The organism is Streptococcus sp. SS-4456 (genome assembly GCF_036680365.1).
In the GTDB taxonomy this organism is placed as follows: Bacteria; Bacillota; Bacilli; order Lactobacillales; family Streptococcaceae; genus Streptococcus.
Window position 1 is genome coordinate 12,888 of record NZ_JAVIHI010000021.1, and the last position, 24,405, is coordinate 37,292.

A 24,405-nucleotide genomic window follows, 5' to 3' on the forward strand; every position below is an offset into this window, starting at 1 on the left:
TTCTAATACACTGACTTTGTCAGTTTTTGAACTCTCTTGCCCTGACGGTTCGAATAGTTCAGTGAACTATTTGAAGCGGGAAATATAGAAAACAAAGTTTTCGTCAAACCAAGTCTAAAAAATCATAGATTTTGGACTTACCGCCTATTTCTCTACTTTGTGGAATTTGAATTCGCCAAAGTTGTTATCTTTTTTCTCTTTGTGGTCTTTATAACGGCGTGGTTTGTCTGAACGCTCGCGTTTTTCTGGCTCTACATAGCCTTCTGGTTTCGGAAGAAGAGCCTTCATAGAAGCGTCAATACGTCCTTTATCATCAATCTTGATAACTTTAACATCGACAATATCGCCGATTTCAACCAAATCTTCTGGTTTATTGACACGGGTCCAAGCCATTTCAGAAACGTGGACCAGAGCATCAGTCTTGTCAAAGAGGTTGACAAAGGCACCGAATTTCTCCAAACGAACCACTTTTGCTTGGAAGACTTCGTCCACTTTTGCTTCACGAACAAGACCTGCAATGATTTCCTTGGTCCGTTCAATCGCATCGCGATCTGGTGAGAAGATAGCCACAAGACCATCTTCGTCAATATCGATTTTCACGCCAGTTTCTGCAATAATCTTATCAATAGTTTCGCCACCCTTACCGATGACAATCTTAATCTTGTCTACATCAATCTTGATGGTATCAATCTTCGGTGCAGTTGGTGCCAAATCAGGACGAACTTCTGGGATAGTTGCTTCAATCACATCGAGGATTTCAAAACGAGCTTTCTTAGCCTGTGCCAAGGCTTCTTCCAAGATTTGCGGTGTGATACCGTCAATCTTGATGTCCATTTGAAGGGCTGTGATACCGTCACGGGTACCAGCCACCTTGAAATCCATGTCGCCAAAGTGGTCCTCAAGACCTTGGATATCGGTCAAGACGGTGTAGTTGGTACCGTCTGAAATCAGACCCATAGCAATACCTGCAACTGGTGCCTTGATTGGCACACCACCTGCCATGAGGGCAAGGGTACCAGCTGTGATAGAAGCCTGTGATGAAGAACCGTTTGATTCCAAAACTTCTGCTACCAAGCGGATAGCGTAAGGGAAGTCTTCCAAGCTAGGCAAGACTTGCTCAAGAGCACGCTCACCAAGGGCTCCGTGACCAATTTCACGACGACCTGGTGCACCGTAACGACCAGTTGATCCCACTGAGTATTGTGGGAAGTTATAGTGGTGCAAGAAGCGTTTCTTGTACTCATCATCCAAACCATCGATGATTTGGGTTTCACCCATTGGTGCCAAGGTCAAGACAGAAAGTGCTTGCGTTTGACCACGGGTAAAGAGGCCTGAGCCATGAACGTTTGGCAAGAAGTCCACTTCTGCATCCAGCGGACGAATCTCATCCACACGGCGACCGTCTGGGCGGACCTTATCTTCTGTAATCAAACGACGAACCTCTGCGTGCTCCATGAGTTCCAAGATTTCATGAACGTCACGTATGATGCGGTCAAATTCTTCGTGTTCAGCGTATTTTTCTTCGTAGGCTGCGATGACGGTTTCACGCACGGCATTGGTAGCATCTTCACGGGCCAATTTTTCTTCAACCTGCACCGCTTTTTTCAAATCGTCATTGTAAGCTGCAACAATCTCAGCCTGCAATTCTGGGTCCACTTGAAGGAGCTCCACATCTGCTTTTTCCTTGCCGACTGCTGCCACGATTTGATTTTGGAAGTCAAGGAGTTCTTGAATGGCCGCATGACCTTTCAAGAGGGCTTCCAACATGATGTCTTCTGACAATTCTTTGGCACCAGACTCAACCATGTTGATGGCGTCCTTGTTACCAGCCACGGTCAAGTCAAGGAGAGACTCTTCCAACTGAGCCTTGTCAGGGTTGATGACGAGCTCACCGTTGACATAGCCGACCTGGACACCTGCGATTGGACCGTTGAAAGGAATATCTGAGATTGCCAATGCCAATGAAGAACCAAACATGGCTGCCATTGGAGCAGAAGCATCTGGATCGTAAGAAAGCACTGTGTTAATGACTTGGACTTCATTTCGGAAGCCTTCCGCAAACATTGGACGAATCGGACGGTCAATCAAACGAGCTGTCAAGGTCGCATCAGTTGACGGACGGCCTTCACGCTTCATCCAGCCACCTGGGAATTTCCCTGCAGCGTACATCTTCTCTTCATAGTTGACTTGGAGGGGGAAGAAGTCTCCCGTCGCCATTTTTTTGGACATAACCGCCGCAGTCAAGACTGTGGAGTCACCATAGCGAACAACAACCGCACCGTTGGCTTGTTTGGCAACCTGGCCAGTTTCAACGACCAATTTTTTGCCAGCAAAAACCGTTTCAAATACTTGTTTTGACATGAATTGTCTCCTATTTTTTCTGAAATTTTTCTTGCGCGTTTTCTACAAAAGACAATCAAACAAGCTTGTTTCACTCTCTTTTGCACAAAACCACGCATACCTCATATTTTATCATATTTGAAGGAAAATGTGGGAAATTGAGAAAGCAATTTCTGCTAAAATAAGATGAAAAACGAATGAGTAACTCAAAAAAGAGAAATTGAAGCAGAAATCAATACCTTACACAGCCTAAAAACTCGGAAACAAGAAAATGAAAAAACAAAAAAGAACCTGAAAAACAGGCTCTTGCTGAATTGAACTCGAACGTAAATCCTAGTGAAAAAGATAGATTGCTTTGCGACGAGTCGCTGTGACAATCTCCTATTTTCATACGGATTTTTTTGCGTTCTCGTATCTTGATTAACGACGGAGTCCGAGTGAGTGAATCAATTCACGGTAACGGTTTACGTCTGTGCGGCGTAGGTATGCCAACAAGTTACGACGGCGACCGATTTTTTTCATCAAACCACGGTAAGTTGCGTGGTCTTTTTTGTGTTGTTTGATGTGGTCGTTAAGGTGGTTGATTTCCCAAGTAAGTACTGCTACTTGTACTTCAACTGAACCTGTGTCGCCTTCATGACGAGCATATTGTGCCATGATTTCATTTTTTTTCTCTTTTGAGATTGCCATGATATATTCTCCTTTGTTTTTGAGCCTAATCCGAGTGACAGGTTGGCGACCTGTAACCAAGAAAAAGCTAGATTTGTCCTTCTGGACCTCATTTATTGTATCAAGGATTGTCTTTTTTGTCAACTGATTTGAAAACTAGCTGAATAGCTCTGCTATTTTCAAAAAAAGCCAGCTTTTGCTGACTTTCACTTTACCTTATTCTGACTTTTCCGCCTTTGGCAAAATGAGGTTAAGAACGATACCGACAATGGCTGAGAGGGCTGTTCCTGACAGGGTGATAGCACCGATGTTAAGCACTGCACCACCGAGGCCCAAGACCAACATAGAACTTGCGATAATCAGGTTGCGGACTTGCCCAAAGTCAACACGGCTTTCAATCAAGACTTTCAAACCGTTTGAGGCGATAACGCCGTAGAGCAAGATAGACATACCACCAAGAACGGCACTTGGAATAGTGGAGATAAGGGCGGTAAATTTGCCCAAGAATGAGAAGGCAATGGCAATCAGGGCTGCGTTACGGATAACGGACACTGATGCGATGCGGGTCATACCGATAACCCCAGTATTTTCACCGTAGGTCGTGTTGGCAGGTCCGCCGATAAAGGCTGATACGGCAGTCGCCACACCGTCACCAATCAAGGTACGGCTGAGACCTGGATCCTTCAAGAACTGGCGGCCACAGATTTGGCTTAGAACCGTGTGGTCTCCGATATGCTCTGCGATGGTCACCACTGCGATTGGCAAGATGGCAATCATTTCTGGACCGAAGTAAAAATTGTAGGATTTGAAAGCACCTGTTTCAAATGGTAGGTAGAAACCTGGCAATTCAAACCAAGCTGCTTCCAGAACAGGTGTAAAGTCAACTAGCCCGAGGAAGATAGCAATCACATAACCACCGACGATGGCAATCAAGAAAGGAACAATCTTGGCGAAGCCTTTCCCTTTGGTATTTACAAAAGCCGCAATCAAGAAGGTTGCAATAGCCGCTACGACATTTCTCCAGTCACCGTCTGCGACAAAGCCTGCCGAAGTCACGGCAGAGTTGGCAAGACCCAGACCGATAACAATAATCATCGGACCGATAACAACTGGTGGCAAGAGGGTATCAATCCACTTAGTCCCGATCACTTTGACCAGAGCCGCAATCAGCACGTAAATCAAACCGACGAAGAGAATACCTGTCTGTGCAGCTGACACATCACCGCCCATTTCCTTGATAGCAAGCGCCATAGCTGAGATATAGGCGAAAGAAGAGCCTAGGTAAACCGGCACCTTGAACTGGGTCGCTACTTGGTAAATCAAGGTTCCGACACCTGATGCGAAGAGAGCCACGGAAACTGGCATACCGAGAATCAGTGGCACTAAGATTGTCGCACCAAACATAGCGAACACGTGCTGGAAACTCAACAAAATCCCTTGAAGCGGGGCTGGTTTCTCATGGACATCAAACAAAAGATTGGCTTTTGTACTCATAAATCTCCCATTCTGGGTACACAAAAAGACCCAGACTTTCTAAATATACATAGTCATAGGCCCTTAATGAATTATCCTGTTGTCTTTCTCACCTCACGGGATGAGTTTAAAAACCTACGCTTTTGGTATTGTAGCACAAGCCCTTCATATTGGCAAGAATTTTTCGAGATTTTTTCGGCCTCGTTCGGGAAAATAGCAGAGCGGGGGAGCGAGTTCTATGCTGCCAGGTGATTACTGCTATTTATCCGATTCCTTCTCCACATAAGGCGTGATATAGACCTGTCCGTCAAGGTATTCTGCCAGGAAAACATCTTTGACTTGATAGCCTTCCCGTTCCAATTGTTCTTGCAGCCAACCCTGATTTTTCCCAATCAAATCCAGCACATCTTCGTTGATATGGGTATTGCTGATAAGAGGAAACTTAGGATTCTGAGAATGTTTATCCAAAATTGTCAAGCTACCATTTGGCTCCATAATGGCACTTTTAATATCTCTAGTTGACTGTAAACCAGCCATGCGAATATGGAGCATGAGCTGGTCAGCCGACAGACCGACACGGGTACAATTTTCGACATTGACCTGACCGTTCTTCACCAGAACGACCGGATTTCCCACCACCAAAGACTTAATCCACTTTTGATTGACCAGTAATTTCACGACAATGACCACCAAGGACCAGATTAAGAGGACAATGATAAAAGTCAGTAGGGAAATGGTACTATTGTAAATAACCCCACCAATAATCCCACCGAGGACATAGTTTTGAATTTGATTGAGGGGCGTGTTGGCAGAAAACTCATACTTTCCTAGAATATTAATCTGCAAAATCATCACAAAAATCCCAATAATAAATTTACAAGCTACTAATACATACAAATCCATATTCTACTTCTCCCCGTTGATATAAACATTATGGTCAATGACGTGCGTACGAACCAAGGTGTAGGAATTGTTATCACTATTGAGGTTTACTGTGTAATTTTCCTCATTGTACCGCACGATGATGCCGTCCTTGAGAGTGGTTGAATTGACATAGACCTCTTTCTCCGACACATGATTATCAATGGCAACACTTTTGATAAATTGTGTTAATACCTGAGACTGTGTAAAGTCTTGGTTATTTTGCATATAGTCTTCAATCTGAATACCCAAGATAATGAACATTAAAATCACCATACCAATACTGATGTCTCGCAAGCGAGTGTTGAGACGATTTCTCATATAGCAAAGCACCGTCGCCGTCGCCACAATCAGCAAACCAATCAGTATGATAGACCGCAAAACGAGATTGAAAGATTGATTCTGAATAATGTAATCTAAATCATAAAAGTTCATGCAACTAATAGTCCCTTCCCAGTATATGATTTTTCCATTATAGCAGACTTTTTCATCAAAATAGCGGGCTTGAGACAAGAGAAAACTGACAGAAAATTTCTGCCTGCTCATAAAACCATATCAATCAGACGACAAAAATTAAACTCTTAGGAGTCATTGTGTTAAAATATTTATGCGCACATTAAATTTCCAGCTCAGCAAAAAAGATTGAAGAAAATAATCCAGAATGGACTTTTTCTTCAATCTGAAATCTTATTTTTCCTTCAAGACAAGATTCAATACAAGCGCTGCCAGGGTTCCTGTTGAAATACCTGATGAGAAGACCATTTGAAGAGCTGATGGAAGATGACTTAACAACTCTGGACGTACCGTCACACCGATACCAAGCGCAAAGGCAATGGAAATAATCAAGAGCTCACGGTCACCGATTTTAACCGTTGCAAGAGTCTTAATCCCTTGGGCAGCAACCAAACCGAACATGATAATCCCAACACCCCCAAGAACAGGCTGAGGCATGATGGAAATCAAGGCAGATAATTTTGGAAAGACGCCAAGTAAAGTCAAGATAATACCGGCTAGAATCATGACATGACGACTAGCAACTTTTGTCAAGGTGATCAATCCAACGTTTTGTGAGAAGGCTGTATTTGGACCAGCACCAAAAACACCGGCAATCAAGGAACCAACACCATCTGCTAACACACCGTTTGCTGCCCGCTCAGAAGAAATCTTCTGGTTAGAGGCTTCTCCAATGGCCATCATAATTCCGACTGTACCGATCAAGGATACGACATAGGCTGGAATGAAGGCTAGAATTGAAGATAGGTCAAACTTTACACCGTAATGGAAAATTTTAGGAAGAGCAAACCAGGCTGCCTCTCCAACAGCAGACATATCTACTTTTCCAAGCAAAATACAGAGGACATATCCAAAAACCATCCCAAAGAAGACAGAGGCTGTTTTTAGCATGCCTTTTCCATAGTGATTCAATGCTAGGGTGAAGACCAAGACGATAAAGGCAATACCGATATTTTCAACTGAAGCATAGTCTGCTGCGCCAACTCCACCAGCTGCCCAGTCCATACTTACTGGCATAAGGGTGATACCAATGAGGGATACAACAGTCCCTGTAATCAATGGCGGAAAGAAACGCATCAAGGGTTTGACAAATCGACTCAAAATGATTTCAACAAATGAACCCGCAATGGTCGCACCGACGATACCAGCAATTCCCAACTGACTACCAACGCTGATAGCTGGATTGGCAAAGGTAAAGTCCGTCCCCATCATACCAGAGACACGTGAACCTACTGGTCCAACACCTTTAGATTGCAAAATGGTAGCAATACCAGCAACAAAGATAGAGGCTGATACCATAATTGAAGTATCTTCAACTGACAAGCCCAAGGCACTTGCAACGACAAGAGGCACCGCGATGATTCCTGCAAAAGCTGCTAAAATATGCTGAAAAGCAAGCAACACAGCCATCCCTTTTGGTGGTTGTTCATCAATTCCATAGAGCATATCCGAAGAATGTTCATTTGTTATTTTCTGAGACATGATTTCTCCTTCTTTATTCCTAAATAATGGTATTAGTCTATCAGAAAATACAATCATTTTCAATACATTCTGCTACAACAAACAAATAATGTTCGTGTTTTTTGATAAATTTCATCAATATGTATAATATTTCAATCCAAAAATTCGTTTATTGTTTTGATTTTGGCAGAAAAATGCTATAATACACAAAAGTAGCATTTGGAGGAGAAAATAACCATGAAAGCTTTGGAAGAACGCATTTTAAAAGATGGTCAGGTATTAGGAAAAAACATCTTAAAAGTTGACTCATTCTTGACCCATCAGGTTGATTTTCGATTGATGAAAGAAATGGGGCAGGTCTTGGCAGATGCCTATCGCTCTAAAGAAATTACCAAGGTTGTCACAATCGAAGCCTCAGGTATTGCACCAGCCGTCTATGTTGCAGAAAGTCTAGATGTGCCGATGATTTTTGCTAAAAAGCATAAAAATATTACTATGACCGAAGGCATTTTGACCGCTGAAGTCTATTCCTTTACCAAGCAAGTTACTAGCACCGTTTCTATTGCTAGTAAGTTTTTGTCACCAGAGGACCGTGTTCTAATCGTTGATGACTTTTTGGCCAATGGACAAGCAGCAAAAGGCTTGATTGATATTATCCAACAGGCTGGGGCGCAAGTGGCTGGGGTTGGTATCATCATCGAAAAGTCCTTCCAAGATGGTCGCCAGCTCTTACTGGATGCAGGTGTCCCTGTTACTTCTCTCGCTCGTATTGAAAAATTCCAAGATGGACAGGTTGTTTTTACAGCTGCGGATATTTAAAAGGACTTGCTTCCAATCGGGAGCAAGTCTCTTCTATTTATCTATAATTCCACACCAAAGACTTCTAATTGCTTTAATTCGGCAGCAGCCAACCTGCGATATTCTCCAAGCGCTAATTTTGGATCTAAGCGAAGAGGCCCCATGGTCAATCGTTGCAAGTCTGTCACCGTCTTTCCACAGGCCTGCACCATGCGTTTGACCTGGTGAAATTTCCCTTCTCGGATGGTGATATCAACGAGCGAGGTCTGCTTAGCTTCATCTGTAGAGAGGATGGACAACTGGGCTGGTTGACAGGTAAAGTCTTTCAGTTCAATTCCTGCCACAAATCGTTCGACATCCTCTTGGGTCATGATCCCGTCAACCTGTGCACGGTAGAGTTTATCAACATGTTTTTTCGGAGAAAGCATGGCATGAGCCAGCTGACCGTTATTGGTCAAGAGGAGCAAGCCATGGGTATCGATGTCCAAGCGTCCAACTGGAAAAACTTCCTTCTGGCGAGCTGTATCATCTAGCAAATCCAAAACAGTCCGATGGTGGTCATCCTCCGTGGCTGAAATCACACCCTTGGGCTTGTTCAATAGATAGTAAACAAAGGTTTCATGGCTCAAGACCTGACCTGCTACTGCAATCTGGTCTGACTTTTCATCAATCTGCTGTTTTGGGGAGGTTTCTACTTGGCCGTTGACTGTGACTTGCTTGGTTTTCAGGAGTTTCTTGACTTCTGTCCGACTGCCAACACCACAATCCACTAAAAATTTATCTAATCGCATACGAATTTCTTTTCCATTTTGATGTATTCTGCTTGCTTTTCTCTTTCTGCAAATCCAAGAGCAGGAAAGAGGGCTTGAGCTGCTTGATGAGAGCTAACAACTGTCAGTTTGATACTAGCTGGTTGAACATGCTCTACTATATAGTCTTCAATAGCCTGATAGAAAGCTCTGCCATTTCCCTGACCTGTCAAAGAAGGTTTCATGCCCAAACGAATGTCAACTGTCTCGCCATCTTGGTCCATACAGAAATAGCCCATGAGGGCGGCATTGCGGATGACTGCAAAAAAGCGGTCCCCACGCGCCTCTGGTGAAATCATCTCCACATAAGTCTCGGGGTTTGCACTAATCGTATAGGCATCCAAAGGGGCTTGATAGCGCCATTGGTTAGCAATTTCGAGTGCCAAGTCTTGGGGCAGAGGCATGATATAAAAGTAATCCATCTTCCGAAAATTTTTAGACAAGTTTTTAATCCGACGGTTTTGGGTGGCGTAACTATCTGTCTGATAAACATAATCCACATAGCCCAACTGATAGGAGGGAATCATGTCCTTAAAAATCAACTGAACATCCTCGGGAAAACGGAGTATTAATTCATTTAAGCGGTTGTTTTCTAACATAAGAATATTATACCAAAAGGGAGCGGAAATCCGCTCCTACTTCTTCAGTTGTTTATAAATCAAGCCTGCGCTTATCAAGGCACAGCCGATGGCGTAAATACCAAAGGCACCTGTTGGGGTGGGGTTGAGTTTTTCCAGATAAGTCGGCAAGATAGCAGATGTCGCACCGCCGATATTGCAGCCCATAAGGACGATTGTCATGACCGCATTGAGCAAGGCCTTGGGTGCACGGTCTGTTACCTGACTAAAGACAATGGTTAGAATGATGCTGTAGAAAAATCCTGACACCATACCACCGAGTCCCAGCACCCAGAGATTATCCGCAAAGGCAATGCCGACAACCGCGAGTCCAAAGACCACGTAGGAAACAGCTAAAAGCCAACCCTTCAAACGACCAACCAGGCTACTAAAGACCGTCCCTGCCACAATCCCCATGACCTGCATAAGACTGAGAATGAGACTGGCTTGCTGAGCAGTACCGATGCCCTTAGCTAAAACAATCTGCGGGATACGAATGGTCAGGAAGGAATTGACATTGATAACAAAGAAGGCAAGAAAGGCTAGGTAAATTCCCATCTTCCACATGGTCTTGTCCAGTTTGACCTTGGGCGCGTTCTCCTCAACCTTTACCTCCATGCGAGCAAGTAATTCCTCCTTGGGCACAAAGAGAAGGAAGAGAGCCAAGATGACCAAGGCAAAAAGGTAGACCAAGAAGGCAGGTTGCCAACCAAACTGGGTCAACCAACCGACAAGGAGGGTAAGCCCTGCGCTTCCCAAAACCTCTGCTGAACCACGCAAGCCCATCATCTGCACCCGCTCCTGACCGGTGAAAAAATTACCAATCATATTAATCGCACGCGCATTGATCAAACCAATCCCTAAACCAAGCAAGATGCGAGCCAGCAAAATCAGAGGATAGGCAGTTAGAAACACCGGTAAAGCTCCACCGATTGCCATCAACAAGAGCCCTACAATGATAATCTTTCGTTCAGACAAGAAACGGACAACCAAGCCATTCATCAAGAGTGCTGCCATAATGGCAAATGACGTCACCGTAATTAAGTTTTCCACCTGACCAGCCGCTATTCCTTCCTGAGCAAAATACTCAATCATCTGTGGAATAGCTGGCGAGACAGCAAATGTCGAAACCAGCATGGTGGATAGGGCCAGCAAACTGGCTTTTTCTAAAATTCTTTTCATTTTTCTCCCTTTCAACGTTCGTCTTTTACTAGTATAGCAAATTCGAGACAGAATAGATAGGTGACTGAGACTTTAATTCTCCTAGATTTCATGCTATACTTATCTTAACTATATTCAAAGGAGAGAATCATGTCTGTTATTGAACGATTGACAAAAGCTGCCCATTTGATTGACATGGATGACATCATCCGTGAAGGGCACCCAACCCTACGCCAGGTCGCTGAAGAAGTTGAATTTCCCCTGTCTGATCAAGAAATCATCCTGGGCGAAAAAATGATGCAGTTCCTCAAACATTCGCAGGATCCTGTCATGGCTGAAAAAATGAAACTCCGTGGCGGAGTTGGTCTAGCAGCACCTCAGATTGACGTTTCCAAACGCATCATTGCTGTCTTAGTCCCAAATCCAGAGGACGAGGAAGGCAATCCACCTGCCCAAGCCTACTCCCTCCAAGAGGTCATGTACAACCCTAAAATCGTGGCACATTCTGTCCAAGAAGCTGCTATGGAAGGCGGCGAAGGCTGCCTATCCGTTGACCGCGAAGTCCAGGGCTACGTTGTCCGCCATGCGCGCGTAACTGTTGACTACATGGACAAAAATGGAGAAACACACCGTATCAAACTCAAAGGATTTAATGCCATCGTGGTCCAACACGAAATCGACCACCTCAACGGTGTCATGTTCTACGACCGCATTGACCCAGAACACCCATTTGCCGTTAAAGAAGGCATGTTGGTAATTGAATAAACATAAAAAACTGACTGAAGAATTTTCAGCCAGTTTTTTCTTTTTTCATGAAAATAGCAGAGCTAACTGCCTAAAAATTTCCTGCCCATCCAAAATCAGGTCTTGAAAGAGGAGGTAGTCCAGCAGAGCCAGCAAACCAGCTAGTAGGATGAAAACCACTAGGCGATTTGAAAATCGAACTTGCAAAAGATGATTGAGGCTGACTAGAACAATTTCCAAGACAAGCAAGCCAAGCACCATCCACAAGAGATAAGGAGCATTGGGCAGGAAGTAAGCCCAGAGTTCTTGTCCCCTCAGGAGTTCAAGAAAAATCCCCCTCTCCGAATGCGAAAGCAAGATAAGTCCATCTTCCAGATAACCGATTCCTCCGACCAGACTATTGACTAGGAAAAGGCTAACGAGAAAGAATACTGTAAATCCTAGTGCCTGCCCCAGTCCCAGCAACCACTTGGTAAGCAGGACCTTGCGCAAATCCACAGGCTGGGTCTGATAGAGACGCCAGTTTTTTCCAGCAACTTCCACCGCCTTGCCCCGACTGCCAATCCAAACCGCCAGCAAGAGCACCACCAAATAGGTCGGACCATCAAAAAGAGAGCGCAGGCTGCCGATACCTGACAAATCTCTGGAACGGTCCCAAGAGGGATCATCTACTGGAACCAAGGCATCATTGGTGTCAAAACGATTTTCCAAGCTGGGCAAAATGACATCCTTGCCCCGCTTAGTTGCTGGCACCCCAGCCTCCATCAGCTGCTTCCAGTAATACTGACTGACCTGATTGCGGGTCTGGTAACGGCGAAGATTATCCACTGTCTGGCTGGCCCCAATATCACCATTGGCAAAAGCCTTCTCCTCTCTAGCCCATAGATAGACCTGCTCTGCCTCCAGCATAGCAAGGTGACTAGCCGGCAGAGCCTGAGGTTTTTCCTGATAAACCTGCCATTGCTTGACATAGAGGTCCTTATAGATATGGTATTCCTGCAGAAGCTCCACTCTCCACTCCAACTCTTCCTGATAACTCCTATCCTCCTTGACCAACTGCCTCAGACGGCTGATTTCCGACTGCAAACTCTCCACATTGGCCCCATCTTGCTCATAGGACTGGGCAACCAACTCCATCGAAACCCTCTCCTCCTGGGCAACCTCTTGCTTTTGTAGGCCTGTTACTAGGGAAAATAGCAGAGCTAGGAGCAAGTTTACTAAGACGAGCCCTTTCCAAGTCTTGAGCCGACTAAGGATGAGAACATCAAAAGACCAAATCTTGTCCAAACGCCCTGTGTCTAACTCCTTTTGATGACCAACTAGCAAGACCAACCTTTTCTTTTCTGTCAGCACATAATAAGCAAAGAAAAGCCCAATGGTCAGCAGGAGAAAGACATCCACCTGTAAAAAGACCTGTGAAAATGTAGCTGTGTCTAAAAAACTCGGAAAGGCCAGCAAGGGAAATACTTGACCTGACCAACCAGCAACTGCACCAGCCTGATAGGAAAGAACCAAAGCCAACAGTAATCCAAACACCACAAAAGTCAGCCGACTGGCTAACAAGTGGTCCAAAAATCCAAAAAGTAGGCGAATAGCTAGGAGTAAGATTAGCCAAAAACCAAGTAAGATAAGCCCGTAAAGCCAAGAGCCTATCAACTGACTCTGACCCAAAATCTCAAGAGGAGCTTGAAAACTAGATACAGCCAACTGACCTGTCAGCCCATCATAGACCAGGATAAAGAGCAAGCCTATTCCCACAGCCAGCAAAAGCGAAAGCAAGGAAGCAACCAAACGCCTGATCCCCTGCAAACTCAGACTATCCCATTGCCGCAATTGCCAAACTTGATGCGCAAGTGTCTTTTCTGACAGTTGATTGGCAAGTAGAAAACCAAGCACCAAAAATACAGGAAGAAAACCAAACAAACTTTCTAAGTAGGCTTGAACAATACGCCCTGTTGACCAAGCCTTGTTTTCAGGACCATCAGGCACTTGATACTCCAACAACCAGTTATTCCATCTGGTCAATCGTTCGACTTCCGTTTGTGTCAAGGAATTCCGAGTTTGAAAAAGCTGTCGATTGCAACTGATAAAATAGTCCAGGTCTTGATACATGAGTTTGCGGTAGTTGGGGATAGCTTCAAACTTCCCCTCATCTAAGGCCTGACCGACACTTTCTATATCGGATTTCAAGCCCAGCATCCGCGGTGTTTCTTCTGACCCCTCCTCAATTTTTATATCTGCCAAGACACTAGCTAATTCACTCAATTCTTTTTTATAGGTTTCCACATAAGTCGCTTGGTGGACTTGGCGCTGAGAAATAGGAAGGTAGGCCAGACCTAGAAAACCCAGCAAGAGCAGGGCGTAAAGAGGCGACCAGAGGATTTTCTTGATTTCAAAGTTCAGCCTCATGTCCCCTCACCACCTTCCTCCACGTAGAGATCACGATAGAGGGACTCCATATAGTCGCTGGCTTTTGTAAGACCAGCCACCTGCTGGATTGGAATACGATCCAAACAATCCCGTAAATCTCTCTCAGGCAAGAAGATTTCCACCAGACCCTGCTCTGCCTTTTTCCACAAGAGTTGAGGATAATCCCGTAAAAATTCCTGAACCTGCTTGGAGTTTTCCACAGCAAGATGGTAATCATAATCAGCCGTTAACTCCACTTCTGTGGCAATCAACTTGCTGGCCTTGAGGAAATAAACCTGATTAGTCAGCTTCTCAATCTCCGACAAATGGTGGGAAGAAAGTAAAATGGCAACCCCTTCTGCTTGTAGGTTTAGAAGAAATTCCCGCTGTTGAATGATATTGGTCGGGTCCAAGCCGATATGGGGTTCATCCAGCAACAAGAGCTTGGGCTTGGGAAGGACAGCCATGGCAAAGAGCAACTTCTGCTTCATCCCCATGGAATAGCCAGCCACCCGCTTTTTGACATAGTAGCCCATCCCCAATTCTTCCACCAGCCCATCCACTTCCTTTTTCCCCAGCTTGTGGGTGGCAGCGATATAGGTCAGATGGTCGTAACCCGTCAACTGCGGATAAAGGGCTTGGGCATCCAACATGACAGACATATCCTGAAAAATCGCTCGGTCACTATTAGGACGACCATTGATGGTTACCGACCCACGGTCAGCGGTTTCTGTGTTGCTGATAATATTCAACAGAGTGGATTTCCCCACACCATTGGGACCGACTAGGGCCACCAAGTCCCCTGCTCGTAGCTCAAAGGACACATAGGACAAGACCTGGTGGGCACCGTATCGCTTGCAGACATCAACTACTTTTAGCATAGAACTCCTTTCTTGGGGACTGGTATAACGAGATTACAGAGAAAACTATAGAATAGTCTATAGTAATTTGGAAAACAGCTTAATACTGCGCTAGCGCAATTCAACATTTTTATAATATTGCCCGAAAAGACTAGAAATAATTTTCTACCCCTCTAAATAAAATGCTACAAAATTTATCCATCATTCCGTTACTGGTGTTAACGATGTCACACCATAGTTTGTATCATATATTGTGCCCACATATTGGTATCTAGGACTTCCATTAAAAATTTTTTGAGCTCCTGTACGTTTAAATCTTACCGGCACTTGATCCCCATTCGCATTCGTCATTATCCGTGAAAAAGATTCGCTATTAAAACTTTCCCATATATATAAAACACGAGATGATGTCGCTTGTATCGCTATACTTCCATCATTCAATGGCGGCACTAATTCATTTGCAAAAACCACTGAATTAGATAGCAAACCACTAACTAAGGATAAAGTTATCAGTAATTTAACATGTTTTTTCATAATAGTCCCTTCTTTCTATTTCTACCAATTTAAGTACATAGTTACCCCACCAGATGAGTTGCCGGTTGGGTTTCGTAGATATCTTCTTCTGGTAGACCAAAAGTGCGAATGATCGAGATAAGTAAGACCAATATAACGATTGTCAAGTATGCGACCTTCTTTTTCATCTTTCCCTTTCCTCCTCTCTGATGGGATTTTTCTTGAATACCTCAACTCCTACCAAGAATATCGTTTCCGTTTTTCCTTTTCTCCTTTATACCCTATAGAAATCTCTGTATATTTTCTACCAATATGATATACTATTTTTACAAATATTGTTTATTTTGTTACATATTTTCACAGTTTTTGAAAGGAGTAGCTTATGCGGTGGGATTACGGAAGTGTGTATAAGAGCATTCGGAAAAGCAAACGTTTGAGCCAGGAGCAAATATGCGGAGATTATCTCAATCGCACGACCTTGGTTCGCTTCGAGAAAAATCAAACCATTCCTAGCTACGAGCTCATGCGGTTCTTGCTCAAGCAAGTGGATATGACCTTCGAGGAGTTTGAATACCTCTGTAACTACTATCAGCCCAGCCAACGCCAACAACTGCTCTATGATATAGATAATCTCAGAAATCCGACAACTAAGACCATGGAGGATTTGATAAAGCGTTGCCACGACCACTTGAACAAAGAACCAGATGATATTCCTATCCGTCGAAAATGTCAACTCTTAGAAACTGTAGTAGCAGTTCGAAACAGTACCTCTTTCAATCAACTTTCCGAAGAAGCAGATAGCTTTTCAAAACTTCTGTGGTCAGAGCTAGAAGGATACGACAACTGGTATCATAACGATATTATCTTGGTCGGCACTCTTCTGTCTAAGATTTCTTCACTTGATAGCCTTGAAGAAACTGCCAATCTTCTTCTTAGACGATTGGAAAAATACAAGGATTACAAGAAAATTCAACCCACTATACTGTCACATTATCGATCACTTTCTTATTTTTTCTTGGAACAAAGACAGTACAGCAAGGCTACTTTTTTGCCACCAAACTCATGGACCTAGCCAAGCAGGAAAAACGCTATGACCAACTAGCCCGTGCCTATGTCTATCTAGGTATAGCCCAAAACAAGCAGGGTTTGATTGATAAAGGACTTCAAATCTTGGAACTGACAGACGAGAAAAGGCTAGTCGACAACCTCCACTTTCTTATCAAACAGCACCAAACTGACTGAAATCTCGGTCAGTTTTTTATGTGGACAGAAAAACGACCCTTTCGGATCGTTCTCAATAATAGTCTTTTAGTTTACTTTTAGTACTCGCTCCAACTATCTGGGAGATAGTTGGAGGTTGGAGATAAAGCGAACAAAGTTCGCATCAACAGCTGCAGACAGCTTCCACAGTCAGAGTAGTGACTGTGGAAGTTTAGAAATCATACTTACGATAGTAAGTAACGCTTGTGGATTACGGCAAAGCGAGTTCAAATTTCAAATAATGATGAAATTATTTGAAGTTGGAAATAAGGAAACGGAGTTTCCTCGTTCGTCGACGTAATAAAAGATAAACTGAATGACTATATCTTAGTAGTATTCCCCTTGTCTATAGTCCCAAGAGTTGAAGTGGTCTGACAAGTGCATCATGATTTTATCGATGTCCAGACCCTTACGGATGACAACTGGGCATGGGCTGATAGAACGGCTATCCCCACCTTGTTCTGGAATCAGTTTACCATCTTTGTCCACCATTGACACCATAACCCCTTGCTCATAGCGAGTTTCAATAGTCTTGTCTGGCTGGATAGAAGCCACATAGTCATCCGCCTCGATGATCAAATCCACCTTAGAAGCAATTCGCTCACCGATACCTTCTACCTTACCACGATTTCCCTTACCTGATGGATTGGCAGAAGAAGCATAGACCATACGACCTTCTTTTTCCCACATTTCCTTGGCAATCTGCTCACCAGCTACACCAAACTTGATAACAAAGCAAGAAGTACCACGAACGTCGGTCATCAACTCTTCACGACCATCGCCAGAGGCTTGCAACTTAGCATAAGCCTCTGGTTTCCACGGCAGGATACAACCCAACAAAATGTCCTCATCCCAATGTTTTTGGTAGAAAGCATCAATCTCAGGAGTCAACTGAGCCAACTCGCGAAGCTCCTCCATGCTACCGCAAAGGACTACACCCGGCTTATTACGCTTGCGCTCTTTAGCATCAAACTTCCGCTCCAAGCCAGCCTTGTCAGCAGTCATGATGATGTAACCAACCTTCGTCGGGCAGACAATCACGCCTCCCTCACCCTTGATAATGTCAAAACCTTCTTGTGAAAGTGCGCCATCCCAGTGAATTTGTTTCGTCATAATAATTTCCTCTTTTCTTTTGTTCCATAGCAGAGCGACCTGCTTGTTTTCTTATCTTTATTTTATTCCTGCCAGTAGCTTGGCCGATTCCTCTCATACTCCTCAATCAAATCCTGATACTGAAGGGTAATCCCAATATCATCTAGACCGTTGAGTAATTTGTGTTTCCAATCTGCATCGATCTCAAAATCAAATTCTCCGACTGGTGAGATAATTTTTTGCTGGTAGAGATCGACAGTCACCTCATCAGTTGATGCCAGCGCAGCCAATTTCTCCCGAACCTCACGGGGCTGAACGATTGGCAAGATGCCATTGTTGAGGTCGTTGTTGTAATGAATATCCCCGAAGGAACCAGCAATAATGACCTTGAAGCCATAGTCAGCAAGTGCCCAAGCGGCGTGCTCCCTAGAGGAACCTGCTCCGAAGTTATCCCCTGTAATCAAGATTGTTGCCTGACGATATGGTGCCGTATTAAAGATAAAATCAGGGTCCTCAGTGTACTTGTTATCCAAATAACGCCACTCATACATGAGGTACTTGCCAAAGCCTTTCTTGTCAATCAGCTTGAGAAACTGCTTGGGCAAAATCTGGTCGGTATCAATGTTGTCATTCATGAGCGGAACGGTCGTCCCAGAGTAGATTGTAAACTTTTCCATCAGACCACCTCCAATTCACGAACATCTACAAAGCGTCCTGCAATAGCTGCCGCTGCTGCCATGGCTGGGCTGCACAGGTGGGTTCGTGATCCAACACCCTGTCGATCCTCAAAGTTTCGGTTGCTAGTCGATGCACAGTGGACACCTGTCGGCACCTTGTCCAGGTTCATCCCCAGACACATGGAGCAACCCGGATCCCGCCATTCAAAGCCAGCTTCCAAGAAGATCTTGTCTAAGCCTAGTGCTTCTGCAGCTGACTTAACCGGCCTCGAACCCGGAACCACAATTGCAGTCACATGATCTGCCACACGTTTGCCTTCAACAATCTTGGCGGCCACCTGCAAGTCAGAAAGACGGGCATTGGTACAGGACCCCAGGAAAACATAGCCAATTTCGATGTCCTTTGGACTTTGTCCAGGCTGTAAGTTCATGTACTTATAGGCTCGTTCATCATTCATATCGCGAACTTCCGGAAAGGTCTCATCAAAAGATACCCCCATGGAAGGGTTGGTTCCCCATGTTACCATCGGTGCCAAATTCGACACATCCATCTCGATGACCTTGTCATAAACTGCATCCGGGTCGGATACGAGGGTTTTCCAATCCGCCACCGCCGCCTCAAAGTCTTTGGGGCGTTTTTCCTTGTCCGCTAGATAATCAAAAGTAGTTTGATCTGGGTTCATAATCCCCATCTTGGATCCGAACTCGATAGACATGTTACAAATCGTCATCCGTTCTTCCATGGTCAGAGCATCAATAGCCTCACCCACATACTCGACTACATAGCCAACCCCCAGTGCCACACCATACTTAGCAATCAATGCCAGGACATAGTCCTTGGAGTATATCCCCTTTTTCGGCTTACCAGTAAACCGTACTAAGAGCTTTTTGGGTTTGACCTGCCACAGGGTTTGAGTTGCAAAGACATGCTCTACTTCTGTTGTCCCAATCCCAAAGGCAATGGCGCCGAAAGCTCCGTGGGTTGCCGTATGACTATCTCCACAGACGATGAATTTCCCTGGTTGGGTCAAGCCAGTTTCTGGCCCCACCATATGGACAATGCCTTGATTGGCAGACCCATGTGGCGCATGTGGAATACCGAATTCCACCACATTGCGAGCTAAGGCATCCATCTGAGCCTTGGAAATGACATCACGAATATCATAGATATTAACCGTCGGAACATTATGGTCAAATGTACCAAAGGTCAATTCTGGCCGACGGACCTGACGTCCTGCCTCTCGCAGACCATCAAAAGCCTGGGGACTGGTCACCTCATGGATATAGTGCTGGTCCACATAGAGGAGCTGGGGCTGACCTTCCTGCCCTGTAATCACATGGCGGTCCCAGAGCTTGTCAAAAATAGATTTGCCACTCATGGTGACCTCCTTTCAAGCTGTTCAATAATAGCCGCTGTCATTTCTTTGGTAGATGCGCTACCACCTAGATCCTTGGTGAAAATGCGCTCTGCAAAGACTGCTTCAACTGCCTGGCGAATGGTCTGACCTGCTTGGACCAAATCAAAACTTTCTTCCAGCATCATGGCAACAGATAGAATCATACTGACAGGATTGGCAATGCCCTGACCGGCAATATCCGGTGCCGAACCATGGATAGGTTCGTAGAGACTGGGACCTGCCATCGCATGACTAGCAGAAGGCAGAACCCCCAGCGTTCCTGTTAATACGCTGGCCTCATCCGACAAAATATCTCCGAAAAGATTTTCCGTCACCAAGACGTCAAATCGACTAGGATTGGTAATCAAAAGCATGGCTGCGCTATCCACCAACTGGTGCTCCAAGGTCACATCTGGGTAGTCCTTAGCCACCTCATCCGCTACCTTACGCCATAATTTTGACGTCGCCAGTACATTTTGTTTATCAATGCTGGTGACTTTTTTTCGTCTTTTTTGGGCTAGGTCAAAGGCAGAGCGGACAACCCGTTCGATTTCCTCAGCTTGATAGGTATTGCTATCGCTGGCTTGGTCTGTTTCCAGAATATGCTCTCCAAAATAAATCCCACCTGTCAACTCCCGTACCATGACCAAATCCACACCGTCCAGTCGGTCGGCCTTCAGAGGAGAATAGTCTTTCAGGCTATCAAAAATTTTCACCGGACGGATATTGGCAAAGAGACCCAGTTCCTTCCGAAGTAGAAGCAGACCTTGTTCTGGTCGAATAGCTGCATCATCATATTTAGGGCTACCGATTGCTGCTAACAAAATCGCATCCGCCTGACGGCAGGCTTGTAAGGTAGCATCTGGCAGAGGGTGCCCGCTCGCATCAATCCCAGCGCCACCAAAAGCTCTCTCCTCAATCTCATAATCAAATCCTACTTGCCCAGCTACAGCCTCGAGGACTGCTAGGCCAGCCTCCATGATTTCAGGACCGATTCCATCACCAGCCAAGGCTACAATTTTTTTCGTCATACTTCCTCCTAGATGTGTGGCAAGTCTTTCTCTGATAGTTTCTTATCTATCTGTCCACTATTTTCTTTTTGCACCATGACATTGGCATGGATATAGGCAATGGCAGAGGCCTTCACTACGTCAAAGTCAATACCAGAGGCATTAAAGATTGTTTCCGTTGCCTTGTTTTCTACAGCGACAAGCACACGAGCCTGGGCATCAATTCCATCGGTGATGGCGTCAATATGGTAGCGTTCCAAGCTAATCTCTTGGTGGAAGAATTGGTCAATAGCATTAAAGACAGCCTCGACCGAACCCTTGCCTGACTCCACAACAACCACTTCTTCCTCATCCTGATTGATGAAGATGACCTGAGCCTGAATACTTCCGTCAGACTGACTATCCAAACGCAAATCTTTAAATTGGAAACCATCACGGTTGCTAATTTCTGTCCCAGCTACCAGAGCTCGAATATCAGCATCCGTAATTTTTTCCTTCTTGTCTGCCAGGTTTTTGAAACGAGCAAAGAGACCAGCAATATCACTTTCTTCAAAATACAGATCTAGTTCTTTCAGCTTTTCTACAAAGGCATGGCGGCCAGATAGTTTACCCAGTGGCAGAGAATTTTTCTTGACCCCTACCAACTCAGGTGTAATGATTTCATAGGTCAATGGATTTTTCAAGACACCATCCTGATGGATACCTGACTCATGAGAGAAGGCATTGCCACCAACCACCGCCTTATTGCGTGGAATGGCAATCCCAGAAAAACGAGATACTAATTCCGAAGTATTGAGCGTTTCCTTTAGAACAATCGGACTAGTCACATCATAGAAATCTTTCCGAATCTCGAGGGCAACAGCTACTTCTTCAAGGGCCGCATTTCCTGCTCGCTCCCCAATACCGTTGATAGTTCCCTCGACACGACCGGCACCATTTTTAATAGCTGAAAGGGTATTGGCAACAGCCATACCTAGGTCATTATGGCAATGCGGACTGAAAATAATCTCACGGTCCGATTTGACGTTTGTTGTCAAGTAACGGAAAATTTCTCCGTAGTGCTGAGGAGTCGTAAAGCCGACTGTATCTGGAATATTGATGTAAGTCGCACCCGCATCTACCGCTGTTTGCACCACTTGAAGCAAGTAATCCAACTCGGTCCGTGTCGCATCTTCTGGCGAGAACTCCACCACCTCAAATCGCTCACGGGCATAGCTGACATGTTCAGTGATTTGCGCCAAAATTTCTTCTTTGGACTTTTGCAGTTTAAATTCACGATGGATAGGACTGGTCGCAATGAAAACATGAATCTGCGGATACTTAGCATCTTTCAGAGCCTCATAACAAGCATCAATGTCAGATTTTACTGACCGTGCCAAACCTGTCACAGCCGTCTTGGTCATCGCTGCCGCAATCTGACGAACCGCTTCAAACGAATCAGGACTGGCCGCTGGGAAACCCGCTTCGATAGCAGAAATCTCCCATTTCTCCAACTGCTTGGCAATGGTCACTTTTTCCTTGATAGAAAAATTCACACCCGGCGTCTGTTCACCATCTCGCAAAGTCGTATCTAAAAATTCAATCACACGCATAAGAATACCTTTCTAAACAACCCTAACGTCAATATTAGGTTCTCTTTCTTAGTTTTCAAAGTATACTAAGAAAAAGAAAACACCTCGAGGACTATTACCTGCGAGATGTTGTCAACAGCGCCCGCTTGGTAAGCCAAACAGGACTAATGCATTCTTTCAGCACTAGCCCGACCGTCGCAACAACAAAGCAAAGAATTTTGTAGTGACAGGTTTCATTTGACTTTTTCCTTTCAGTATTTTAATTATTTACAATGATACCCTACTAATTTTCACTTGTCAACAGAAAAATGGAAATTTTCTGAAAAATCCGAACAATGCGGCAATTCGCACAAATCCAGATAATAGAAAACCGAGCTCCAATTGAAGCACGGTTCGAGTGTTTAATTCCGTCTGGAACTGCTAAAAATTGCCACCAGCAAGACTGCTCCAAAGACAGACGGGACCAAGGCCATGCCAGCAAACTGTGGACCCCAGTCACCGAAGAGCAACTGCCCAATCCATGAACCTGCAAGACCAAGGATAATATTTCCCAGACAGCCACGACGGTCATCTGACGAGGTCAAGGCTCCGGCAATCAAGCCAATAATGGCTCCAGCGATAATGCTTGTTAACATTCTATATTCCTCCTTATTTGCAAAATAAGACTGGTCGCCCAGTCTTATAGCATCATTTTTAGATTGCCCACTCACCGTCACGGAAGATCGGCACACGAGTACCGTCTTCACGGATACCGTCAATGTTCATCTTATTAGAGCCAATCATGAAGTCCACATGGACATCAGAACGGTTAAGACCAGCTTCTTTGAGCTCTTCTTGGCTCATTTCTGTACCACCTTCGATAGAGAAGGCATAGGCTTGACCAATCGCCAAGTGGTTTGAGGCATTTTCATCAAAGAGGGTGTTGAAGAAAGTCACGCCTGATTGAGAAATTGGGCTCTTGTCTGGCACAAGGGCAACTTCACCGAGGCCACGCGCTCCAGCGTTGTCAAAGACCAATTTCTTCATGACTTCGTCGCCTTTTTCAGCTGTTACATCCACGATTTCACCGTCTTTGAAGGTTACTTTGATGCCTTCGATGATGTTACCGTTGTAGCTGAGTGGTTTGGTTGATGTTACATAGCCGTCTGCCACACGGTAGTCAGGTGCAGTGAAGACCTCTTCTGTTGGCATGTTGGCAATAAAGTGCTCACCTTGGGCATTGATTGAGCCTGCCGCTTCCCACAAGTGATTTTTCGGCATACCGAGCACCAAGTCCGTTCCAGGAGCTGTGTAGTGCAATTTGACAAACTGCTCGTCGTTGAGGACCTTAGCCTTAGCTACCAAGCGTGCTTCATGCTCTTCCCAAGCCTTGATTGGATCTTCCTCGTAGATACGGCAAGTCTTGAAGATTTGGTCCCAAAGAAGATCCACTGCCTCTTCGTCAGAGGCTGCATTTGGGAAGACTTTTTTGGCCCATTCCAAACCAGAGGCGGCACCGAGTGTCCAGCTGATTTTGTTAGCTTGAGATGCTTGCCGCATTGGGTTCAAAGCCTGGCTGAGAGCACGTGCGTTGCGAGACAATTTCTCTGGGTCCACACCATCGTAAGCTCCTGGATCTTCTGACAAGACAACCAAACGGCTAGCCTTACGCTCCAAGAGGTAGTTCATTTCAGTGATGCGTTGTGGGTGAACTTGTTCCAAGAGTTCCACATCTACATTGACCAAACGCTCGCGAGCAATCACATCGTCCAACCAGTTGACCAAGACTTCCTTAGCACCGTGAGCGTAGGCTTCTTTGACAATCAAGCGTGCCAACTCAGCCTGTTCCACACCAATTGTCAACTGCACCGTGTGACCAGGTTGGACATTGATACCTGTTGAAACCAAGAGTTTAGCGTATTTAGCAAGATTTTCTTTAAAATTTGGTAGTACCATTTTATTCTCCTTTGAAATGTAATACTAGATTATTGTATCATATTTTAAAGCCAGACTGACAAAAAAACTTCCTGTTTAGCAGGAAGTCTCAGACTGAAGACAAAGTCCTTAGAATTTATTTTCTAAGGGCTTTTCTTCGTATTTAGGAGTATAATATAATAAAAAGGACTTGTGA

24 protein-coding genes are annotated in these 24,405 nt (G+C 44.8%); 4 read left to right on the top strand and 20 right to left on the bottom strand.

The window, feature by feature from the left end; translation table 11 throughout:
• Positions 1 to 144: 144 nt before the first annotated feature.
• From pnp to RFK25_RS07095, 6 genes are all read right to left on the bottom strand, one after another.
• Positions 145 to 2,361 carry a polyribonucleotide nucleotidyltransferase gene (gene pnp, locus RFK25_RS07070; protein ID WP_332412567.1) on the bottom strand — a complete coding sequence of 739 codons (2,217 nt, stop codon included), beginning with the start codon at positions 2,359 to 2,361 and terminating at the stop codon, positions 145 to 147.
• A 399-nt stretch (positions 2,362 to 2,760) separates the two neighbouring features.
• Positions 2,761 to 3,030, bottom strand: coding sequence for a 30S ribosomal protein S15 (gene rpsO, locus RFK25_RS07075; RefSeq protein ID WP_002938849.1), 270 nt, complete (start codon positions 3,028 to 3,030; stop codon positions 2,761 to 2,763).
• A 195-nt stretch (positions 3,031 to 3,225) separates the two neighbouring features.
• Positions 3,226 to 4,503 (bottom strand): uracil-xanthine permease family protein, encoded by a 1,278-nt coding sequence (locus RFK25_RS07080; RefSeq protein ID WP_332412570.1) that lies wholly within the window; start codon positions 4,501 to 4,503, stop codon positions 3,226 to 3,228.
• A gap of 237 nt (positions 4,504 to 4,740) precedes the next feature.
• Positions 4,741 to 5,385, bottom strand: coding sequence for a DUF421 domain-containing protein (locus RFK25_RS07085; protein ID WP_332412573.1), 645 nt, complete (start codon positions 5,383 to 5,385; stop codon positions 4,741 to 4,743).
• 3 nt (positions 5,386 to 5,388) lie between these two features.
• On the bottom strand, positions 5,389 to 5,838 hold the full coding sequence (locus RFK25_RS07090; protein WP_222327767.1) for a DUF3290 domain-containing protein: 450 nt from the start codon (positions 5,836 to 5,838) through the stop codon (positions 5,389 to 5,391).
• Between the two features lie 252 nt (positions 5,839 to 6,090).
• On the bottom strand, positions 6,091 to 7,398 hold the full coding sequence (locus RFK25_RS07095) for a nucleobase:cation symporter-2 family protein (protein WP_332412578.1): 1,308 nt from the start codon (positions 7,396 to 7,398) through the stop codon (positions 6,091 to 6,093).
• Between the two features lie 216 nt (positions 7,399 to 7,614).
• Here RFK25_RS07095 and RFK25_RS07100 point away from each other — a divergent pair, with 216 nt between their 5' ends.
• Positions 7,615 to 8,196: a xanthine phosphoribosyltransferase gene (locus RFK25_RS07100; protein WP_332412580.1), complete on the top strand. Its 582-nt coding sequence runs from the start codon at positions 7,615 to 7,617 to the stop codon at positions 8,194 to 8,196.
• Positions 8,197 to 8,237: 41 nt separating this feature from the next.
• On the opposite strand, the gene RFK25_RS07105 is transcribed toward RFK25_RS07100, so the two are convergent.
• From RFK25_RS07105 to RFK25_RS07115, 3 genes are read right to left on the bottom strand one after another with little or no spacing between them, the layout of a single operon-like run.
• Positions 8,238 to 8,966 (bottom strand): pseudouridine synthase, encoded by a 729-nt coding sequence (locus tag RFK25_RS07105; protein ID WP_332412581.1) that lies wholly within the window; start codon positions 8,964 to 8,966, stop codon positions 8,238 to 8,240.
• On the bottom strand, positions 8,957 to 9,583 hold the full coding sequence (locus tag RFK25_RS07110; protein WP_332412584.1) for a GNAT family N-acetyltransferase: 627 nt from the start codon (positions 9,581 to 9,583) through the stop codon (positions 8,957 to 8,959). The genes RFK25_RS07105 and RFK25_RS07110 overlap by 10 nt, the downstream gene beginning before the upstream one ends.
• A gap of 36 nt (positions 9,584 to 9,619) precedes the next feature.
• Positions 9,620 to 10,783: an MFS transporter gene (locus RFK25_RS07115; protein WP_332412585.1), complete on the bottom strand. Its 1,164-nt coding sequence runs from the start codon at positions 10,781 to 10,783 to the stop codon at positions 9,620 to 9,622.
• A 129-nt stretch (positions 10,784 to 10,912) separates the two neighbouring features.
• Here RFK25_RS07115 and def point away from each other — a divergent pair, with 129 nt between their 5' ends.
• A complete protein-coding gene (gene def, locus RFK25_RS07120; protein ID WP_332412587.1) occupies positions 10,913 to 11,527 on the top strand; it encodes a peptide deformylase in 615 nt (204 codons plus the stop codon).
• A 45-nt stretch (positions 11,528 to 11,572) separates the two neighbouring features.
• Here def and RFK25_RS07125 read toward each other — a convergent pair whose 3' ends face one another.
• The 4 genes from RFK25_RS07125 to RFK25_RS07140 all read right to left on the bottom strand — a co-directional run bounded on the left by RFK25_RS07125 (position 11,573) and on the right by RFK25_RS07140 (position 15,476).
• Positions 11,573 to 13,915 (bottom strand): hypothetical protein, encoded by a 2,343-nt coding sequence (locus RFK25_RS07125; protein WP_332412588.1) that lies wholly within the window; start codon positions 13,913 to 13,915, stop codon positions 11,573 to 11,575.
• On the bottom strand, positions 13,912 to 14,796 hold the full coding sequence (locus RFK25_RS07130; RefSeq protein WP_332412589.1) for an ABC transporter ATP-binding protein: 885 nt from the start codon (positions 14,794 to 14,796) through the stop codon (positions 13,912 to 13,914). The genes RFK25_RS07125 and RFK25_RS07130 overlap by 4 nt, the downstream gene beginning before the upstream one ends.
• A 180-nt stretch (positions 14,797 to 14,976) precedes the next feature.
• Complete coding sequence (locus RFK25_RS07135; RefSeq protein WP_332412591.1) at positions 14,977 to 15,309, bottom strand: hypothetical protein; 333 nt, start codon at positions 15,307 to 15,309, stop codon at positions 14,977 to 14,979.
• A gap of 41 nt (positions 15,310 to 15,350) precedes the next feature.
• Complete coding sequence (locus tag RFK25_RS07140; RefSeq protein WP_332412592.1) at positions 15,351 to 15,476, bottom strand: hypothetical protein; 126 nt, start codon at positions 15,474 to 15,476, stop codon at positions 15,351 to 15,353.
• Between the two features lie 194 nt (positions 15,477 to 15,670).
• On the opposite strand from RFK25_RS07140, the gene RFK25_RS07145 reads away from it, so the two are divergent.
• The gene (locus tag RFK25_RS07145; protein ID WP_332412594.1) at positions 15,671 to 16,360 is read left to right on the top strand and encodes a helix-turn-helix domain-containing protein; all 690 of its coding nucleotides are present in this window, start codon (positions 15,671 to 15,673) and stop codon (positions 16,358 to 16,360) included.
• Complete coding sequence (locus tag RFK25_RS07150; protein WP_332412595.1) at positions 16,351 to 16,530, top strand: hypothetical protein; 180 nt, start codon at positions 16,351 to 16,353, stop codon at positions 16,528 to 16,530. Before RFK25_RS07145 ends, RFK25_RS07150 begins: the two co-directional genes overlap by 10 nt.
• A gap of 345 nt (positions 16,531 to 16,875) precedes the next feature.
• Here RFK25_RS07150 and RFK25_RS07155 read toward each other — a convergent pair whose 3' ends face one another.
• From RFK25_RS07155 to RFK25_RS07185, 7 genes are all read right to left on the bottom strand, one after another.
• A complete protein-coding gene (locus RFK25_RS07155) occupies positions 16,876 to 17,661 on the bottom strand; it encodes an L-threonylcarbamoyladenylate synthase (RefSeq protein WP_332412597.1) in 786 nt (261 codons plus the stop codon).
• Positions 17,662 to 17,723: 62 nt separating this feature from the next.
• Positions 17,724 to 18,317 (bottom strand): 3-isopropylmalate dehydratase small subunit, encoded by a 594-nt coding sequence (gene leuD / locus RFK25_RS07160; RefSeq protein WP_015647424.1) that lies wholly within the window; start codon positions 18,315 to 18,317, stop codon positions 17,724 to 17,726.
• The gene (gene leuC, locus RFK25_RS07165; RefSeq protein WP_332412598.1) at positions 18,317 to 19,696 is read right to left on the bottom strand and encodes a 3-isopropylmalate dehydratase large subunit; all 1,380 of its coding nucleotides are present in this window, start codon (positions 19,694 to 19,696) and stop codon (positions 18,317 to 18,319) included. Before leuC ends, leuD begins: the two co-directional genes overlap by 1 nt.
• The gene (gene leuB / locus RFK25_RS07170) at positions 19,693 to 20,745 is read right to left on the bottom strand and encodes a 3-isopropylmalate dehydrogenase (RefSeq protein WP_332412600.1); all 1,053 of its coding nucleotides are present in this window, start codon (positions 20,743 to 20,745) and stop codon (positions 19,693 to 19,695) included. Before leuB ends, leuC begins: the two co-directional genes overlap by 4 nt.
• An 8-nt stretch (positions 20,746 to 20,753) precedes the next feature.
• Positions 20,754 to 22,316, bottom strand: coding sequence for a 2-isopropylmalate synthase (locus tag RFK25_RS07175; RefSeq protein WP_332412602.1), 1,563 nt, complete (start codon positions 22,314 to 22,316; stop codon positions 20,754 to 20,756).
• A 380-nt stretch (positions 22,317 to 22,696) separates the two neighbouring features.
• Complete coding sequence (locus tag RFK25_RS07180) at positions 22,697 to 22,930, bottom strand: GlsB/YeaQ/YmgE family stress response membrane protein (RefSeq protein WP_002938398.1); 234 nt, start codon at positions 22,928 to 22,930, stop codon at positions 22,697 to 22,699.
• A gap of 58 nt (positions 22,931 to 22,988) precedes the next feature.
• Positions 22,989 to 24,230, bottom strand: coding sequence for an aminopeptidase (locus tag RFK25_RS07185; RefSeq protein WP_105159152.1), 1,242 nt, complete (start codon positions 24,228 to 24,230; stop codon positions 22,989 to 22,991).
• Between the last annotated feature and the right edge of the window lie 175 nt (positions 24,231 to 24,405).